Source organism: Leucobacter komagatae (assembly GCF_006716085.1).
Taxonomy (GTDB): Bacteria; Actinomycetota; Actinomycetes; order Actinomycetales; family Microbacteriaceae; genus Leucobacter; species Leucobacter komagatae.
The window spans coordinates 2498805-2516976 of record NZ_VFON01000001.1; the positions used below are offsets into that span (position 1 = coordinate 2498805).

19 protein-coding genes are annotated in these 18172 nt (G+C 65.7%); 16 read left to right on the forward strand and 3 right to left on the reverse strand.

Translation table 11 applies throughout. The annotated features are described in order from the left end of the window. Window positions 1–81: 81 nt before the first annotated feature. From FB468_RS11420 to FB468_RS11435, 4 genes are all read left to right on the forward strand, one after another. Window positions 82–1566, forward strand: coding sequence for a CoA-acylating methylmalonate-semialdehyde dehydrogenase (locus FB468_RS11420; RefSeq protein ID WP_141887453.1), 1485 nt, complete (start codon window positions 82–84; stop codon window positions 1564–1566). Between the two features lie 27 nt (window positions 1567–1593). Then, window positions 1594–2961: an aspartate aminotransferase family protein gene (locus FB468_RS11425; protein WP_141887454.1), complete on the forward strand. Its 1368-nt coding sequence runs from the start codon at window positions 1594–1596 to the stop codon at window positions 2959–2961. Between the two features lie 138 nt (window positions 2962–3099). Next, a complete protein-coding gene (locus tag FB468_RS11430; protein WP_141887455.1) occupies window positions 3100–3411 on the forward strand; it encodes a DUF2853 family protein in 312 nt (103 codons plus the stop codon). A gap of 100 nt (window positions 3412–3511) precedes the next feature. Further along, entirely contained in the window at window positions 3512–4429 is a 918-nt protein-coding gene (locus FB468_RS11435) for an AEC family transporter (protein WP_141887456.1), read from the forward strand. Between the two features lie 20 nt (window positions 4430–4449). On the opposite strand, the gene FB468_RS11440 is transcribed toward FB468_RS11435, so the two are convergent. Then, window positions 4450–5325 (reverse strand): sulfurtransferase, encoded by an 876-nt coding sequence (locus tag FB468_RS11440; RefSeq protein WP_141887457.1) that lies wholly within the window; start codon window positions 5323–5325, stop codon window positions 4450–4452. Window positions 5326–5411: 86 nt separating this feature from the next. Here FB468_RS11440 and FB468_RS11445 point away from each other — a divergent pair, with 86 nt between their 5' ends. Further along, window positions 5412–5876: a MarR family winged helix-turn-helix transcriptional regulator gene (locus tag FB468_RS11445; protein ID WP_246055855.1), complete on the forward strand. Its 465-nt coding sequence runs from the start codon at window positions 5412–5414 to the stop codon at window positions 5874–5876. 84 nt (window positions 5877–5960) lie between these two features. Beyond that, window positions 5961–7253, forward strand: a complete 1293-nt coding sequence (locus tag FB468_RS11450; RefSeq protein WP_246055966.1) for an MFS transporter — start codon at window positions 5961–5963, stop codon at window positions 7251–7253. 63 nt (window positions 7254–7316) lie between these two features. Here the strand turns inward: FB468_RS11450 and FB468_RS11455 are convergent, their stop codons facing one another. Continuing rightward, window positions 7317–8144 carry an IclR family transcriptional regulator gene (locus tag FB468_RS11455; RefSeq protein WP_141887458.1) on the reverse strand — a complete coding sequence of 276 codons (828 nt, stop codon included), beginning with the start codon at window positions 8142–8144 and terminating at the stop codon, window positions 7317–7319. Between the two features lie 220 nt (window positions 8145–8364). Between FB468_RS11455 and FB468_RS11460 the strand changes: the two genes are divergently transcribed. From FB468_RS11460 to FB468_RS11505, 10 genes are all read left to right on the forward strand, one after another. Continuing rightward, window positions 8365–9534: a pyridoxal phosphate-dependent aminotransferase gene (locus tag FB468_RS11460; protein ID WP_141887459.1), complete on the forward strand. Its 1170-nt coding sequence runs from the start codon at window positions 8365–8367 to the stop codon at window positions 9532–9534. 74 nt (window positions 9535–9608) lie between these two features. Further along, window positions 9609–10433, forward strand: a complete 825-nt coding sequence (locus FB468_RS11465; RefSeq protein ID WP_246055856.1) for an ABC transporter substrate-binding protein — start codon at window positions 9609–9611, stop codon at window positions 10431–10433. A gap of 62 nt (window positions 10434–10495) precedes the next feature. Further along, entirely contained in the window at window positions 10496–11272 is a 777-nt protein-coding gene (locus tag FB468_RS11470) for an amino acid ABC transporter permease (RefSeq protein ID WP_246055967.1), read from the forward strand. Next, on the forward strand, window positions 11269–12024 hold the full coding sequence (locus FB468_RS11475; RefSeq protein WP_141887461.1) for an amino acid ABC transporter ATP-binding protein: 756 nt from the start codon (window positions 11269–11271) through the stop codon (window positions 12022–12024). Before FB468_RS11470 ends, FB468_RS11475 begins: the two co-directional genes overlap by 4 nt. Before the next feature lie 34 nt (window positions 12025–12058). Then, window positions 12059–12799: an HpcH/HpaI aldolase family protein gene (locus FB468_RS11480; protein ID WP_141887462.1), complete on the forward strand. Its 741-nt coding sequence runs from the start codon at window positions 12059–12061 to the stop codon at window positions 12797–12799. A gap of 50 nt (window positions 12800–12849) precedes the next feature. Next, window positions 12850–13866 (forward strand): zinc-dependent alcohol dehydrogenase, encoded by a 1017-nt coding sequence (locus tag FB468_RS11485; RefSeq protein ID WP_141887463.1) that lies wholly within the window; start codon window positions 12850–12852, stop codon window positions 13864–13866. 28 nt (window positions 13867–13894) lie between these two features. Beyond that, entirely contained in the window at window positions 13895–14644 is a 750-nt protein-coding gene (locus FB468_RS11490; protein ID WP_141887464.1) for an SDR family oxidoreductase, read from the forward strand. Further along, a complete protein-coding gene (locus FB468_RS11495; protein ID WP_141887465.1) occupies window positions 14641–15261 on the forward strand; it encodes a bifunctional 4-hydroxy-2-oxoglutarate aldolase/2-dehydro-3-deoxy-phosphogluconate aldolase in 621 nt (206 codons plus the stop codon). The genes FB468_RS11490 and FB468_RS11495 overlap by 4 nt, the downstream gene beginning before the upstream one ends. Next, on the forward strand, window positions 15258–16208 hold the full coding sequence (locus tag FB468_RS11500) for a sugar kinase (protein ID WP_141887466.1): 951 nt from the start codon (window positions 15258–15260) through the stop codon (window positions 16206–16208). Before FB468_RS11495 ends, FB468_RS11500 begins: the two co-directional genes overlap by 4 nt. A 50-nt stretch (window positions 16209–16258) precedes the next feature. Further along, complete coding sequence (locus FB468_RS11505; RefSeq protein ID WP_141887467.1) at window positions 16259–17449, forward strand: fumarylacetoacetate hydrolase family protein; 1191 nt, start codon at window positions 16259–16261, stop codon at window positions 17447–17449. Window positions 17450–17470: 21 nt separating this feature from the next. Here the strand turns inward: FB468_RS11505 and FB468_RS11510 are convergent, their stop codons facing one another. Continuing rightward, window positions 17471–18133 (reverse strand): CE1759 family FMN reductase, encoded by a 663-nt coding sequence (locus tag FB468_RS11510; RefSeq protein ID WP_141887468.1) that lies wholly within the window; start codon window positions 18131–18133, stop codon window positions 17471–17473. Between the last annotated feature and the right edge of the window lie 39 nt (window positions 18134–18172).

Below are 18172 nucleotides of genomic sequence, written 5' to 3' on the forward strand. Positions count from 1 at the left end.
GCTGAAATACTGAGAATCATACGGGTTCCCCTGCCCGAACACATTGCGTGGTAACCACCTATTCGAAGAGGAAGAGCAACAATGGCGCACATCCCCCACGTCATCGGCGGCGAAAAGATCGAGGCCGCTGAGCGGACCCAGCCCATCTACAACCCGGCAACCGGCGAGCAGCAGCACGAGCTCGGCATCGCTTCGGTAGCCACTGTCGAGCAGGCAATCGCAGCAGCGCAGGCCGCGCTTCCCATGTGGCGCAAGACGAGCCTCACGAAGCGCGCCGACGTGTTCTTCAACCTCCGTCAGCTGCTCAAGCAGCGCACCCCCGAGCTCGCGGCAATCGTCACGAGCGAGCACGGCAAGGTCCTCTCGGACGCCGCCGGCGAGATCGCTCGCGGCCTCGAGAACGTCGAGTTCGCTTCGGGCCTCCTGCACCTGCTGAAGGGTGAGCGCGACGAGCAGGTTTCCACCGGCGTCGACGTGCACTCGGTGAAGCAGCCCGTCGGCGTTGTCGCGGCGATCACCCCCTTCAACTTCCCCGTGATGGTGCCGCTGTGGATGATCGCGTCCGCGATCGCCTGCGGCAACACCGTCGTGCTGAAGCCGTCGGAGCGCGACCCCTCCGCCTCGGTCTTTATCGCCGACCTGTTCCGCGAGGCAGGCCTGCCTGACGGCGTGCTCAACGTCGTGCACGGTGACAAGGTTGCCGTCGACACGCTGCTCGACAGCCCCTCGGTCAAGGCGATCAGCTTCGTCGGCTCGACCCCGATCGCGAAGTACATCTACGAGCGCGCCGCAGCGAACGGCAAGCGCGTGCAGGCGCTGGGCGGCGCGAAGAACCACATGATCGTGATGCCCGACGCTGACCTCGACATGTCGGCTGACGCCGCCGTGTCGGCTGCGTACGGCTCGGCTGGCGAGCGCTGCATGGCGGTCTCGGTTGTCGTGGCTGTTGGCGGCGTTGGCGACGAGCTCGTTCAGAAGATCGCAGACCGCATGAAGGATCTGAAGATCGGCGACGGCACTGACCCCGCTTCCGAGATGGGCCCGCTCATCACGCAGGAGGCGAAGGATCGCGTTGAGTCGTACGTTGCCGGCGCCGAGGCCGAGGGCGGCGTTGTCGTCGTCGACGGCCGCGAGTCGAAGTTCGAGGGCGGCGGGTTCTTCACCGGGGTCTCGCTCATTGACCACGTGAAGACCGACTCGAAGGTCTACCGCGACGAGATCTTCGGGCCCGTGCTCGCCGTCGTCCGCGTCGACACCTACGAAGAGGGCCTCCAGCTCATCAACGACCACCAGTTCGGCAACGGCACCGCAATCTTCACCCGCGACGGTGGCCTCGCGCGCCAGTTCGAGTTCGAGGTCGAGGCTGGCATGGTCGGCATCAACGTGCCGATTCCCGTTCCGGTTGGCTCGTTCTCGTTCGGCGGCTGGAAGGATTCGCTGTTCGGCGACTCGCACATCTACGGCCCCGAGTCGGTGCACTTCTACACCCGCTCGAAGGTCGTCACGACCCGCTGGCCGAACCCCGACCAGTCGAAGGTCGACCTCGGCTTCCCGAGCAACGGCTAAGCGACCGCAGGGTTAGGAGAGACAGACATGGCTGACTACATCGACCTCGACGGCGCCGAGCAGGCGTTCGGTGACACCGACGCTCAGCGCGCCGTGCGCGAGAACGACCGCAACTTCGTCTTCCACTCGTGGTCGGCGCAGGGGCAGATCAACCCGCTTCCCGTCGCGAAGGGCGAGGGTGTGCGGTTCTGGGACTACGACGGCACCGAGTACCTCGACTTCTCGTCGCAGCTCGTGAACTTGAACCTCGGGCACCAGCACCCCGGCCTCGTGCGTGCGATCCAGGAGCAGGCTGGCCGCATGGCCACGATCCAGCCCGCGATGGCGAACGACGTGCGCGGCGAGCTCGCCAAGCGCATCGTCGAGAAGTCGTTCGACGGCGCCCGCTCCGTGTTCTTCACGAACGGCGGCGCCGAGGCGAACGAGTACGCGGTGCGCATGGCACGCCACCACACCGGCCGCCAGAAGGTGCTCGCGCGCTTCCGTTCGTACCACGGCTCGACCGCGACGGCCATCACTCTCACGGGTGAGGCCCGCCGCTGGCCGAACGGCACCCCCGACGCGGGCGTCGTGCACTTCTTCGGCCCGTACCAGTACCGCTCCGAGTTCTACTCGGAGAGCCCGGAGCAGGAGGCGGAGCGCGCGCTCACGCACCTCGAGCACACGATCCAGCTCGAGGGCCCGAACACGATCGCCGCGATTATCCTCGAGACGGTGACCGGCACCAACGGCATCTTCGTGCCGCCGCCCGGCTACCTCACCGGCGTTCGCGAGCTCTGCGACCGCTACGGCATCGTACTCATCTGCGACGAGGTCATGGCTGGCTTCGGCCGCACCGGCGAGTGGTTCGCGTACCAGGGCTTCGACGTGAAGCCCGACCTCGTGACCTTCGCGAAGGGCGTGAACTCGGGCTACGTGCCGCTCGGTGGCGTCGTGATCTCCGACGAGATCCACAACACCTTCGTCGACAAGGCGTTCCCCGGCGGGCTCACCTACAGCGGGCACCCGCTTGCGTGCGCGGCTGGCGTTGCGACCTTCGACATCTTCGAAGAGGAGGGGATCATCGAGCGCGTTCGCGACCTCGCAGCGCGCGTCATCGAGCCCCGCCTGCGCGAGATCACCGCGAAGCACAAGTCGGTCGGCGAGTACCGCGGCACCGGCATGTTCTGGGCGCTCGAGCTCGTCGCCAACCGCGACAGCCGCGAGCCGCTCGCGGGCGACGCCTACAACGCGGTCATCGCCGCGTGCAAGAACGCTGGCCTGTGGCCGTTCGCCGCTGGCAACCGCCTGCAGATCGCGCCGCCGCTTGTCATCAGCGAAGAGGACCTCGTGAGGGGACTCGAGATCATCGATGCAGCGCTCGACGTTGCGGATAGCTACTACACCGGTAAGTAATTCGGTAGCGCGGAGGGGCCTGGTTTACAGAAACCAGGCCCCTCTTCGTTTGCCCCTGTTCCTTTCGTCGCGGGCGGGTCAGAATGGGAAAGGTTCTCCAAAGGTGGGGGACAGCTTCTCTAGGAAGGATCCGTTCATATGAGCGCTCTCGAAGACATTCAGAAGTACGCCCCGGGCGCAAGCGCGGCGGTCGTCGGCGAGATGGAGAAGGTGTACGCGCTTGCGCTACAAAATGCCGACGCTCGCCTCGTTTCCTATGGTGACTCCGCTGAGCTCGCACTGGTGCGCGAGAACTTTGTGAAGGGCAAGCTTGGGGTGACCGACTCTGACGCCTCGATCGACGAGGCGATTGCCACCGTCGGAGACCAGGTCCCCGGGCACAAGCAGCGCCTCACCGTGTACTACCTGCTTGCCGCGCACTACGGCAAGCTCGGCGTCTTCGGGGGTTAGGGGAGGGCGGCGCGGCGCTCGGGGTCGAAGCCCGGCGCCGTGGCCGAGTGGGCGACCGGAGTAGGCTGGCCCCAGCCCGGCCACGCACGGAGGATCGCCAATGACCCACGCACTGACAGGTTTTGTCGTCGTTGGGTTTGCGATCTTCATCGGTTGGGTGCTCGGAAAGACCGGGGTGCTTGATGCCTCGGCCCGAGGAACTCTCGCGAAGCTCGTCTACTGGGTGCTGTCGCCAGCGCTGCTCTTTGTTGTGCTCTCGAAGGCCGACGCGAGCGCACTGTTCTCCTCGCTGCTCCCGGTCTCGGCGATTGCGGCGCTCACCGTGATCCTCATCTATGCGCTCGTCGCCCGCCTCGTCTGGCGCCGACCCGCCGGCGAGGCGCTGATCGGCGCGCTCTCGGCCGGGCAGGTGAACTCGAGCAACATCGGCATCCCGCTGTCGCTCTACATTCTGGGGAGCGCCGCGTATCCGGCGCCGGTCGTGCTGTTCCAACTGCTCGTGCTCACGCCCGTAGCGCTGTCGATTCTTGAGGTCGCAGCGGGCGGAAAGTTCCGTGTGAGCGCTGTTCTCAGGGCGCTCGTGAGCCCGATCATCTTGGGCTCGGCGCTCGGAGTGCTGGTCTCGGTGTTCGGGGTCGAGCTGCCCGAGATGGTGTTTGCGCCGGTCGAGCTCATCGCGAACGCGTGTGTGCCCGTGCTGCTCATCAGCTACGGCGTCTCCCTGCACGGGCAGCGAGTGCTCGGGGCCGCTGGGCAGCGCGGTGAGGTCATTCTCGCGAGTGCGCTGAAGCTGTTTGTGATGCCGGCGCTCGCCTGGATTCTCGCGACGGCCGTGTTCGGGCTTGGGTCACACGAGACGCTCATCGTGGTCGTGCTCGCGGCCCTCCCTACGGCGCAAAACGTCTTCAACTACGCGCAGCGATTTGGGGTGGGCGAGACGGTGGCGCGAGACACGGTGTTCATTACAACGATCGGCTGCGTGCCGATCCTGTTTCTGGCGACGGTGCTGCTGCGCTAGGTGCTGCGCTGGGTGTCCGCCTAGGGGGCATAGCCCGTCGCGACGGGGAGCTCGGGATGGTTCGACCACTGAGACCATGACCCGGGGAAGAGTGCGCCCTCGCCTCCCGTGAGCGCGTAGGCAAAGAGGGCGTGACTCGCGGTGATGCCCGAGCCACACGAGAACCCGACGCGATCGCCCTCGGGTACGACCTCGGAGAACCGCTCGCGGAGTTCGGCGGTGCCGAGAAACCTCCCTCCCCCGTCGAGGTTCGCCGTGGCGGGGAAGCTCACTGCACCAGGAATGTGGCCCGCGACGGGGTCGAGCGGCTCGACCTCGCCCGCGTACCGTTCGGGTGCGCGCGCGTCGAGCAGCGTGTGCTCGCGGGCGAAATCTCCGACCGCTTCGAGGGCGAGCGCGGAGGAGTGGCCGGGGGAGAGGATCACGGTGCCGGGCGCGGGGCTCGGTTCAGCGGTCTCGAGGTCGTAGCCCGCCGCCGTCCACGCGGGGAGCGCGCCGTCGAGCAAGCGCACCCGCGGAAATCCCGCGTCGCGCAGCACCCACCACAGGCGCGCGGATGCGAGGTTGCCGCCGCCGTCGTACGCGACGACCGAGTCCTCGGGGTGCAGGCCCCAGCGCCGGGCCGAGTGGGTGAGCGCTTCGCCACCGGGGAGCGGGTGTCGGCCGAGGGATTCGGGCCCGTGGTCTGACAGCTCGGACTCGAGGTCAACGTACACCGCGCCGGGAATGTGGCCGGCGAGAAAATCTCGGTGGCCCGAGGGGTGCGCGAGGGTCCAGCGGACGTCGAGCACGCGCGTGCGCGGCCCGTCGGAGTGCGCTTCGGCGTCGAGGAGCGCGTGTAACTCCTCGGCGCTTACGAGAAGTTCGGATCGTGCTGCGTCGTCGCGTTCGCTCATGGGGCGATCGTACGCGATGGCGCTTGGGCGGCGCTCAGGAAAACAAAGAACATAACAGTGCTATATAAATCGTGTATGCTGGGTCCGTGACGACACCGAACAAACAGCAGCCCCTCGCGCCCCCGGTGCCCCTCGAGCACAGCGCGCTCGCGCTCGATCTCGTGCGGTCCGCGGCAAGGCTCACCCGGGCGGCGAGCAGGATCCCGGGGGTCACATACTCCTCGATCGCCTGGCGCGTGCTCGCCGACCTGGAACGCGAGGGTGGTGCCCGGGTCACGGAGCTCGCCGCGTCGCAGCGCGTGACGCAACCGGCGATGACCACGCTCATTCACCGGCTCGAGGGCGAGGGGTGGGTCACCCGCACCCCCGACGAGAGCGATGGCCGCGCGATGCTCGTGAGTGTTACCGCCGCAGGGAGCGCGGCGCTCGCCGACTACCGGGACGGCGCCGCGGCGCTTATCGCGCCGACGCTCACAGCGTTCGACGAGGCAGACCTCAACGCGCTCGCTCGGGCCGCCGAAATCATGCACCGCATCGCCGACGTGAGCTAGTTCAGACGCGACGGCTTCAACCACCCCAACTCAGCACACCAGAACAAAGGAACCCCGACGAATACCACCGAACCCAAAGCCTCGATTTTCCGCCAGCCGACCGCCGTGTGGGCGATCGCGTTTGCCTGCGCCATCTCGTTCATGGGCATCGGCCTCGTCGACCCGATCCTGCCGAAGATCAGCGCGGCGCTCGACGCGACCCCGAGCGAGACCATGCTGCTCTTCACGAGCTATCTGTTCGTCACGGGCATCGCGATGTTCTTCACGAGCTGGGTGTCTGGCCGCATCGGCGTGAAGTGGACCCTCATCGCCGGGCTCACGCTCATCGTGGTGTTCGCCGCGTTCGCGGGTCTCGGGGGCTCGGTCGACGCGATCATCGGGTTCCGTGCGGGCTGGGGGCTCGGCAACGCGCTCTTCCTCTCGACGGCGCTCGCCGCGATCGTCGGGGCCGCCTCCGGTGGGTCCAGGCAAGCGATCGTGCTCTATGAAGCGGCACTCGGGATCGGAATGGCTGTCGGCCCACTCGTCGGCGGCGCACTCGGCGAGATCTCCTGGCGGGGGCCGTTCTTCGGTACGGCGATCCTGATGGCGATCGCGCTCGTTGCCATCCTCGTGCTGCTGCGATTCCCCGCGCAGAGCGCGGCAGAGCGCGCCGCCGCCCGTGCGGCCGCGCCCTCGATCACGGCGAGTTTCCGCGCGCTCGGAAACCCCGCTCTGCTCTCACTGTCACTCGTGGCCGTGTGCTACAACTTCGGCTTCTTCACGCTGCTGGCCTACAGCCCCTACCCGGTTGAGGCCGCGGCTCACGCGGCAGGGCTCGAGTTTGGGGCGCACGAGCTAGGGCTCGTGTTCTTCGGGTGGGGGCTCGCGCTCGCGGTCACATCCGTTCTCGTTGCGCCAGTGCTCACCCGCCGCCTGGGGCTGCGCCCGGTGCTGTTCGTGACGCTTGCGCTGTTCGCGGTGTGTCTGGTGCTGCTCGCGGTGTTTACCGTCTCCCTGCCGGTGCTCGTCGTGCTCGTCGTCGCGAGCGGTCTGTTCCTTGGCGTCATGAACACCGCGCTCACGGAAGCAGTGATGGAGGCGACCGACCTGCCGCGCAGCGTTGCTTCGTCAACGTACTCGGGGGTCCGGTTTATTGGCGGCGCGATCGCCCCGGCGGTCGCAGGCCCCATCGCCGCCGCGCTCGGGGTGTCGGCACCGTACTGGATGGGTGCGGCGGCCGTGCTCTTGGCGATCTTGGTGCTCGCCGTCACGGGGAAACACCTCGCACATATCGGGGCAGAGCATGGCGCGCCCGCGCCTAGGGGAGGAACAGCGGCCGAGGCTGCGCCTGAGCTCGTCGAGGCGCAAGCAATCGGGGTCGGTGACGCGAGCTAACGGTTCGAGTCGCTCGTCTGAAGCGACGTGAGTGGTGCAGCCAGCCTGTCTTGCGCGCGCGTGCTAGCGCCGGGGGCTCGAAAGGCTCGGCTCAGGCATCGTGAAGCCGTCGGTGAGTTCGTTCGCCAGCGCATCGCGAATTGAAAGCCCGATAGTGTCGAGTTTTCCGACCATCCGCGAGCTGGGTGCCGACACGCTGACGGCGGCGACGGTGCGGCCCGCGTAGATGACGGGAACCGCAACGCATGTGATGCCCGGTTCGTTCTCCTCATGCTCAACCGCGTAGCCTCGTGCCCTTGCCTCTGAGATTCGAGGCCAGAGCTCAGCGTTCTCGTCTCCGGTGACCCGAAGGAGCTCCTCGGGGGTGTTGCAGTCGACGCTGAGCATAGCCCTTCCGAGCGCCGTATTGCGCATTGGGTAGCGGGCGCCGATGTACGAGCTCACGCGCATGTCGCGGTCGGGCTCAACCTTGTCGATGTAGCGCACGAAGCGGCCTTCGGGTATTGCCGCGTGCGCTGTCTCGTCGATCTCTGTGCAGATGGTGAGGAGCGCCCGGTGGAGCATTGGGCGCATCCCGTTTCGGGTGATGAAGATGTCGGCGATGCCGAGCGCAGCCGGCCCCAGGGAGTACTTCCCAGTCTGCGCGTCTTGGGTCGCGAAGAATCGGTATTTTAGGGCGTTAAGCGAACGGTGAACGCTCGCCTTATCCTCACCAAGACGTGCTGCGATGACGCCGAGGGGCTCACCGTCGGTGTCAAAGTCGGCGAGGCATGCCAGCACACGGAGGGCCCGGTCGACGCTCAAGATCGGGCTCGGCCCGTCGTTGAGGGCGGGGAGGTCGAGCTCGTTACCAATCCGTTGGGGGTGACGAGGGGGTGGGTGCTGCGTCATTGCGTGTGGCTCCTGGGGTGCTGTGGTGACGGTTGGATGGCGCGTCGCGACTGGTGTGTGGCGGGCTCACCCGGTACACAGAATGTGCCGAATTGAACTTCTTGTTGCGCCTTGCAAAATACATCGCCAGTCTATCTTGCGTAATCGCGCATATGTCGGTGTATGCTGTCACTAGTTAAAACGTACGTTTTGCAGAACGAAACGAAGAGGTATCCGTTCCATGTCACCTGAGTTCTCACTGTCGAAGCTCGCAAGCGACTATCCGGCGTCCGCAATCCGCGCGATGTTTGAGCGCGTTGCCGCCTACGAAGGCGTGACAAAGCTCACCGTCGGTGAGCCAGACTTCGATACCCCAGAGCACATTGTTGAGGCAGCCATTGCATCGCTGCGCGCGGGGGAAACGCGCTACAGTGCGAACGCTGGCATCCCAGAGTTCCGCGAGGCAATCGCCCGCCACTACTCGGCCCGTTGGGGTCGCGCCCTCGATGACCGGAACGTTATGGTTGCCGTTGGCGGGATGGAAGCGCTGCTTCTGGCGCTGAGTGCGGTCCTCGATCGCGGCGACGACATCCTGGTCCCAGACCCGGCATACCCGAACTACCACGGCCAGATTCACATGCTCGGAGCAAACGCCGTTCAGGTTCCGCTCTCTGCCGCAGCGGGGTTCCGCCTCACCGCAGCTGATGTCGAGGCTCGATTGACACCACGCACCCGCGCGGTCCTTGTGAACTCCCCCTCGAACCCTCTCGGCGTCATGATCGACGAAGAGGAACTGCGAAAGCTTGCAAAGCTCGCTGATGAGCGCAACTTCGTGCTTATCTCCGACGAGGTGTACGACCGCATCGTCTACGACGGGCGTCAGCACCTATCCGTAGCTGCGATCGACCCGAACTTCGAGAGGTTCCTCATCGTGAACTCGTTGTCGAAGAGCTACGCAATGACGGGTTGGCGGAGCGGGTTTGTAGTCGGCCCGGCGGCGCTGGTTGAACCCATGCCCCGCATGCAGGAAGGGATTACCTCGTGCCTTCCCGTGTTCATCCAACGGGCCGGCATCGCGGCGTTTGAGGGGCCCGACGAAGCGACGATTCGCATGGTCGAAGCATACGAGCGTCGGCGCAACCTCGTCGTCGCCGGAATCCGCGGGATCTCGGGCCTCGATTGCATCACCCCGGAGGGCGCCTTCTACCTGTTCGCCGATGTCCGCGGCACGGGGCAGGGGAGCGACGAGTTCGCAAATGGGCTGCTCGAGCGCCAGCGCGTCGCTGTGATTCCCGGCACCGCCTTCGGCGCGAGCGGTGAGGGGTTCATCCGAATCTCCTTTGCCGCGAACGAAGCGACGATCCAACAGGCCCTCGATGGAATCGGTGCGTACGTCGCAGAGCTCGGCTGACCGAGAAACTTCAATCCACCCACTCATCAATCGCGTGCTCACCGCTGAGTTCGCACTCAAGAAAGAGAACACACATGAAGAATCGAAAACTCCTTTCCGCGATCGGCGCCCTCGCGGTTGCTACCCTCGCCCTGGCGGGCTGTGCGAGCGAAGGCTCGGGTGCGGGCGAAGACGCTGCAGGCAATGAGCTCAACCTCATCACGCCCGGTGAACTCCGGGTCGGCATGGACACGGTGTCGAAGCCGTTCGCCTACGCAGAGGGTGACAACTTCAAGGGCTTCGATGTTGAGCTCATGACGCACATGGCAGAGTCGCTCGACCTGAAGCCCGAGTTCGTGGGCATGGAGTTCGCCTCCCTGCTTCCCAACGTCGTCAACGGCCAGCTCGACACGGTGTCGTCGGCGGTCTCGATCAACGAAGAGCGAAAGAAGACCGTCGACTTCAGCGAGGGCTACTTCATTGCGTACTACACGGTGATGACCACCCCAGGGACCGGGATCACGGACCAGGCGTCGCTCTCAGGCAAGAAGGTCGGAGTGCTCCAGGGGACGTTCCAGGATAAATGGGCGACTGAAAACTTCGACGGCGCTGAGATCGTGAGATTCACGGATCATAACCTCACGTTCGCCGCCCTGAAGAACGGCACAATTGACGCGCAGTTCTTCGACCTCGCGGTTGCAAATGACTACATCGCGCAGAACCCCGACATGAAGCTCGAACTCGCGTTCGACGTTCCCGCAGAAGACTCGCCGCACGGATTCCCCGTCAAGAAGGGCAACGACGCGCTGCGCGAGGCGCTGAACAAGGCGCTCGCCGAGGCTATCGCCGACGGCACCTACAAGGAGCTTTTCGAGCAGTACTTCCCGGGCCAGCCGCTCGCGGAGAAGTTCCAGCCGTAACTCGGGCACCGGGTGTGGCGGGCGAGCTCCCGCCGTACCCGGACCAACCGATTCCAGGAGGAATCTTGAACGACTTCATCGACTCATTCTTCAACAGCGAGGTGATCTTCACGGCGCTGCCGGCGATCCTCTCGTATGGGCTGTGGAACACGCTGGTCCTTGCGCTCACCTCGACTGCAATCGGCGTGGTGATTGGCCTCGTGCTCGCTGTGTTCGGCGTCAGCCGGAGCTGGATTCTCCGCGCGATTGCCCGCGTGTACACCGACGTCCTTCGCGGGCTCCCCGCGATCCTCACGATCCTGCTCGTCGGCCTCAGCCTCGCGGCGCCGCTTCGCGGCATCACCGGCGGTAACCCCTACTTCCTCGCGATCCTTGCTCTCAGCCTGATTGCGGGCGCGTACATCGGCGAGATCTTCCGTGGTGGCATCCTCGCAATTGATAAGGGGCAGATGGAAGCGAGCCGCGCGCTCGGAATGTCGTACGGCGCTTCTATGCGACTCGTTGTTGTTCCGCAGGCGGCACGCCAGGTACTGCCGAGCCTTGTGAATCAGTTCATCTCGATCGTGAAGGACACCTCGCTCGTCTACATCCTCGGGCTGATCACCACGCAGCGCGATCTCTTCCGAGTCGGCCAGGACACTGCCGTGCAAACAGGCAACCTTTCGCCGCTTGTGCTGGCGGGTTTGTTCTACCTCGTGATTACCGTTCCGCTTACCCACCTGGTGAACTTCATCGATAACCGGCTCCGGAACGGGAAGCCAGCGAAGAAGGTCCTCGACCCCGAACAAGACCTCAAAACTGCCGTCGTCGATATCACCGGAGAGGAGCGTGCCCGATGAGCGAGCGCGCCAGCACCGCAGTACCGAGCGAGTTCGCCATCGAGCTCATCGGCCTGCAGAAGAGCTTTGGACACGTCGAGGTGTTGACCGACATCAACGTCGGGGTGCGCCCAGGCGAGACTGTCTGCATCATTGGCCCGTCGGGCAGTGGAAAGTCGACAGTGCTGCGGTGCATGAACCGTCTCGAGGAGCCGAGTGGCGGTGTCGTGAAGCTGAAGGGCGAAGACGTCTCGGGCAGCAACGTGGACCAGCTGCGGCGACGCGTCGGGATGGTGTTCCAGCACTTCAACCTGTTCCCGCACAAGTCTGTGCTCGACAACATCGTGCTACCGCTTCGGCAGGTTCGACGGATGAGTAAGGCCGACGCCACCGAACTCGCGCTCGCCAGGCTTGCCGATGTTGGGCTTCGAGAGCGCGCTGACGCGCGGCCCGCGAGTCTCTCGGGCGGTCAGAAGCAGCGGGTGGCCATCGCCAGAGCACTAGCCATGGAGCCGGAAGTGATGCTCTTCGACGAGGCCACAAGCGCGCTTGACCCCGAGCTTGTGAAGGGCGTGCTCGCACTCATGACGTCTCTCGCCGAATCGGGCATGACGATGGTCGTCGTCACGCACGAGATGGGCTTCGCGCGTACCGTCGCCGACCGCGTGGTCTTCATGGACAAGGGCGTCGTCGTCGAGGAGGGAACTCCCGAGGAGATCTTCGACAGGCCCCAGACCCACAGACTTCGGACGTTCCTGAGTCAGGTGCTCTAGCCGCCGACTGAACCACGAAGGAGTGACGAAACACATGACAACAGCAGAACCGAAGTTTGGTGCCTGGATATCGAGCCCATCGGCGGTTGCGGCCGAGCAGGTCGCGCGCGAACCATTTGACTACGTGTGCATCGACGGACAGCATGGCCTTCTGAGCTACGCGGAAACGCGTGACGCGCTGATCGCGATCACCGCAGGGGGCGGAACTCCGTTCGTGCGGGTGGTGGCGAACTCCGCGGCAGAGATTGGCCGGATGCTCGACGCTGGCGCCCGAGGAATTATCGTTCCGCTTGTCAACAGTGTCGCCGAGGCAGAGCTGGCCGCGCGCGCTACACGCTACCCGGTCTCCGACGGCGGACGATCTTGGGGCCCGACGCGCCTGGGCGAGCATTTCAGTGGTTCGCCGGCCGACATCGATGCCGGCGTCACGCTTCTGGTCATGATCGAGACGCGGCAGGCGCTCGCAGACGTCGAAGCCATCCTTGACGTCCCCGGCGTCGACGGCGTTTACGTCGGTCCCTATGACCTGTCGCTGGCACTCGGCGCCAGCGTGCCGTTCGAGGACGAGGTTGTGGCTGAGCTCGACACCGCGATCGAGCGGGTCAGGAGCGCGGCCCGCGCTCGTGGCAAGATCGCCGGTATTCACTGCGCCGACGGGGCGACAGCTGCTCGGCGTGCCGCCGAAGGCTTCACGTTCGTCACTGCGGCGACAGACATGCTCGCGCTGCGAGCGGGGCTGCGCGGCGAGTTGGCCGCTGCCCGCAGCCGGGCCTAATGCCAGGCCACCCAGCACTCACAACAACATTTCATTCAAGGAGAACACCGATGCGCGCAGCACGCTACCAAGGGGCACGCGACTTCCGCGTTGAAGCGGTCGAGGCCGCCGAGCCCGCCGCAGGCGAAGTCCAGATCAAGGTGGCTTACGCCGGAATTTGCGGTACCGACCTCCATATTTTCCATGGCCATATGGACGCGCGTGTCTCTGCCCCGCAGTCGATCGGGCATGAGATGAGCGGCACGGTTGCGGCCGTGGGAGAAGGGGTCACCGGCCTTGCCATCGGCCAGCCGGTGACGGTCATGCCGCTCGCCCCGTGCAATGACTGCCCCGCGTGTCGAGCGGGTCACAGCCACATCTGCCAGAACCTCGACTTCATCGGAATTGAGACCCCCGGGGCACTGCAGGAGCTGTGGAATGTACCGGCGCACGCGGTCGTCGCACTTGATGCGGGCCTGTCGCTTGAACATGCTGCGCTCATCGAACCCCTCGCGGTGGCATGCCACGATGTGCGCCGAGCGCGACTCGTCGCGGGCGAATTCGCTGTGGTTGTTGGCGGTGGCCCGATTGGGCAGCTGATCGCACTGGTCGCCCAGGCAACGGGCGCACAGGTGGTGCTGTTTGAGCCGAATGCGGATCGGCGTCAAGTGTCAGCGGAGCTGGGCATCGAAGCGCTTGACCCGCTCTCGCTCGACCCGGTCGCGCTCGTCGAAGAGCGAACGGGGGGTGCCGGAGCCGACGTCGTATTCGAGGTCGCCGGTGTTGCACCGACGGCGCTCCAGAGTGTCGAGTTCGCCCGCGTTCGGGGCCGTATCGTGATTGTCGCGATCCACCCGAACCCCGTGCCGATGAACTTGCACCGCATGTTCTGGCGCGAGCTCGAAATCCTCGGCGCGCGCGTGTACGAGCGCGAGGACTTCGAGCGCGCAGCCGCGCTGCTCACGGCGGGTGAGATGCCCGTCGACACGCTGATCACCGAGATCATCCCGCTCGACCGGGTTCAGCAGGCCTTTGAACGGCTCGAGCGTGCCGACGCCATGAAGCTGCTGGTCGCAGTCGCCGAGTAATTACACCCCACAACAGGAGAACACAGACATGAATCCCTTTGACCTCAGCGGCAAGGTTGCCGTCGTCACCGGCGCGCGGCGCGGGATTGGGCGTGGCATGGCCGAGGCTCTCGCGGCCGCGGGCGCGGATATTATCGCCGCGTCCAGTCAGCAAGAGCCGGGTGGTGGCGAGACCGGCGACGCTGTGCGGTCGCTCGGCCGCAGTTTCACCGGGCACGCTGTCGATTTCACTGATCGCGAGGCCGTGCGCCAGTTTGGTGAGCAGGTCTCCGGCGCAGATATTCTCGTCAACAACGCCGGGACGATCCGGCGCGCGCCTGCGGCTGAGCATCCCGCGGAGTGGTGGGACGAGGTTATTCAGGTGAACCTGTCGTCACAGTTCGCGCTGAGTCAGATTGTCGGGCGGGGCATGCTTGAGCGGGGCGAAGGTCGCGTGATCTTTACGGCGAGCCTGCTGAGCTTCCAGGGCGGCATCAACGTTCCGGGCTATACCGCGGCGAAGTCGGGCATTGCCGGCCTCGTGGCAGCGCTGAGTAACGAGTGGGTGGGTAAGGGCGTCACCGTGAATGGGATCGCTCCCGGCTATATCGCCACCGACAACACGCAGGCGCTGCGTGAGGACCCGGAGCGGTCGCGCGCGATCCTCGAACGGATCCCGGCGAACCGTTGGGGAACTCCGGCAGACCTTGGTGGCGCGACGGTCTTCCTCGCAAGCCCTGCGGCAGCGTATGTCTCTGGCATTATCCTTCCCGTAGACGGCGGGTGGCTCGGACGATGACGGCGCTAGCCGAACACCGCGTCCTTCCGCTCGCAGTTCCGACCTCGAGGTCTGATGCGTCGACGCTTGCCGCGGGGCTCAGCGCCGGAGGTATCAACGTCGTCGAGGTTGGACTGCGTGCCCCGGGCGCGCTTGAAGCGGTCAGCGAGCTGGCTGCCGACGGGCGCCTACACGTCGGAGTTGGAACGGTTCGTACGGCTGCTCAAGTTGATGCTGCGGCTGAGGCCGGAGCCGGCTTTCTGGTCTCGCCCGGGCTCTCGGAACATGTCGTTCGTCGCGCAGCCGCGGTTGGCCTTCCACTCGTCCCGGGAGTCGGTTCAGCGAGCGAGATTATGCGCGCCTGTGAGCTCGGGCTTCACCTCGTCAAGCTGTTCCCGGCGAATCTGCTCGGCGGGCTCCACGCGATTGACGCCTTCCACGCGACGTTCCCCGAGGTGCGCTTTGTTCCGAGCGGCGGTGTCTCGCAGGCGAACCTTGCTGACTACCTCGCGCACCCAGCTATTGCCGCCGTGAGCGGCAGCTGGATCACTTCGGGATCGGTGCTCGCTGAAGGCCCAACGTCCGTCGCCGACCTTGCTCGTCGTGCAGCCGAGACCGTGCGGCAGGTGGCGTGTTGACCGCCCCGTTGCTCGTCACGGTTGGTGAGTGCCTCGGCCTTGTCAGCGGTGTTGGTGCGGGCGGTCTCGCCTATGGCACGCAGGCGGAGATTAGTTTTGGTGGTGCCGAGGGGAACGTAGCGATCTGTGCCAGCAGGCTTGGCGCGCGAGTGGCCTGGGTCGGCAGGGTTGGAGCGGACCCGTTTGGCGAGCGCATCGAACGTACACTTCGCGGCGAGGGCGTCGACGTGCACGCGACACGCGACCCGAAGCGCTTTACCGCGATGATGCTGAAGGAGCGGACGGGGGAAGGTGCGACACGTGTGAGCTACCTCCGCGACGGCGCTGCTGGAAGTGGCATCACGCCGGCTGACCTGCCGAGCGGGCTTATTGCGGGGGCGAGCGTGCTGCACATCACAGGAATCTCTGCGGGGCTGAGTAGTAGTTCGCGCGACACCGTCTTTGCGGCCGTCGCCGCAGCCCGGGCGGCTGGCGTGACAGTGTCATTCGACGTGAACCACCGCAGCAAGCTCTGGGCCGCGGAGGACGCGGCCGCGACCTATCAAGAGCTCGCGGCCGCTGCTGACATCGTGTTCGCCGGAGAAGACGAGGCCGAAATTCTTGTCGGTCCCGGGGCAGCGCCCGAGCTGGCACTTCGACTCGCCGCGCTTGGCCCGCGGGAAGTCGTGGTGAAGCGCGGTGAGCGGGGGGCCTACGCGCTTGTAGCGGGCGTGGCGCACGACGAACCAGCTGTCAACGTGCGCGCAATCGATACTGTCGGCGCTGGCGACGCGTTTGTTGGCGCGTACCTCGCGGAGCACCTGCGTGGCGGCTCCCTCCCCGAGCGCATGGGAGTGGCGGCCGCGAGTGGCGCGCTTGCGTGCCTGAGAACTGGCGACTGGGAAGCGATGCCAACTCGAGCACAACTCCGAGCGCTCCGCGCCGGCGGCGATCCAGTCGAACGTTAGGAGCGCGGAGGCGGCTCGGGCCGCGGCTGCGCACGGAAGGAAAGTCTCACATGGATACACAAGAACTGGCACCCGGGCCGCTGCCCGCTGACGCCGCGACCGCCACGCTTGTCGGGCGTATTTGGGACCCGGAGGTGCGGGCGGCTCGCGTCGTCGCAGTCGCCGGTGACTACCTCGTCGATCTCAGCGGAAGCGTCGACTCGGTGTCGTCGCTGGTCGAGCGAGATGACTCAGTTGAGGTCGTTCGCGCGGGAGTGGAGAACGGTGCCGCGCAGCGTTGGCCGCTCGAGGACGTGCTCGCAGGCAGTACCGATACTGCCGGCGCAAACGACCTCCGATTGCTCGCGCCGATCGACCTACAGGTTGTGAAGGCCTGCGGGGTGACCTTCGTTGACTCGATGGTCGAGCGACTCATTGAGGAGCGTTGCGCGGGCAACCCTAAGCTTGCGGCTGAGATGCGCGAGCGGGTCACTGAGGCGATCGGTGGGAGCCTCGCCGATCTGCGGCCGGGTTCAGCTGCAGCGGCCGAGGTAAAGCAACTGCTTGTCGAACAGGGGCTCTGGTCTGCCTACCTTGAAGTAGGCATTGGGCCCGACCCAGAGGTGTTCTCGAAGGCACCCGTTCTTGCCTCCGTTGGCTACGGTGCGGGAGTGGGCGTGCCCGACTTCTCGTCTTGGAACAACCCTGAGCCAGAGCTGGTGCTCGTGGTCGACTCGCGCGGAGCGATCCGTGGCGCGACGCTCGGCAACGATGTCAACCTCCGAGACGTCGAGGGCCGAAGCGCACTGCTGCTCGGAAAGGCCAAGGACAACAACGCCTCGAGCGCCATCGGGCCGTTTGTGCGGCTCTTCGACGCAGGCTTCAACCTCGAGTCGGTGAGGGAAGAGGAGATCTCTCTGCGCGTTGACGGCCCCGAGGGGTACGTCATGACTGGGGTGAACTCCGTGGGCCGCATCAGCCGCCCGTTCGAGGAACTGGTCGCGGCTACACACGGTGTGCACCATCAGTACCCCGATGGGTTCGTGCTCTACACGGGAACACTGTTCGCGCCGACCGCGGATCGTGGTGCGCCCGGCCTCGGGTTTACCCACAGCTACGGCGACACTGTGAAAATCTCGAGCCCGCATCTTGGCACGCTGCTCAACACCGTGCGCCGGATGGAGGACCTTGAACCCTGGGAGTACGGGATCAGTGAACATATCGCGGGTCAGCGCCGAATCGACCGGAGCCGGGCCCGCTAGAGGGCTGCCGGCCCGGGCGGGCTAGCGCCCGCCCGCGGCCAGGCGCATGAGGTCGGAGTCGAGGTTGATGCCAAGCTCGGTTCCACCCGCGCTGCCATACGAGTGCTGGTAAGCCTCCCAGCCCTCACCGCGTGCGCTCTCGCGGAAGCCACCCGCGACGAGCGCCATAAGCTCGGTCGCTGCGCGGTCAACGCGCTTTCCGAACTCGCTGCTGTTCCAATCCTCGGGGGAGCTGACGAGCGAGGTGGGCGCTGTGACGGTGCGCAGGTACGAGAAGAAGCCGCGCAGCTGATCGTCGACGACGAGCGAGTGCCGCGGGCTGCCGGCGGTCGCGGCCAGCAGCACCGGCGTGCCGATGAGTAGATCGTTGTCGAGTACCTGGAAGAACGAGGTAAACAGCCCACTCGCGGCCGCCTTGTACACGGGGGTCGCGGCGATGATCGCGTCGGCGTCGCGCAGAATGCCTGACGCCCGCTCAAGCTCAGCCGAGACAAGCTGCGTGGTGAGGGCTGCCGTGATGTCACCCGCGAGCGGGCGGAGGTCGATGACGCGCGCCTCCATCTCGATGCCGCGACGCTTGGCTTCGGCGAGCGTCTTCGTGGTCGCCCGGTCGGCGAGGAGCCTGGTCGTTGAAGGATCGCTGGTGCCCGCGTTGATGACGACGAGCTGCTTGATGTCTGCCATGATGTTGCTTTCTTGCGTTCTAGAGTCGAAAAACTGGGG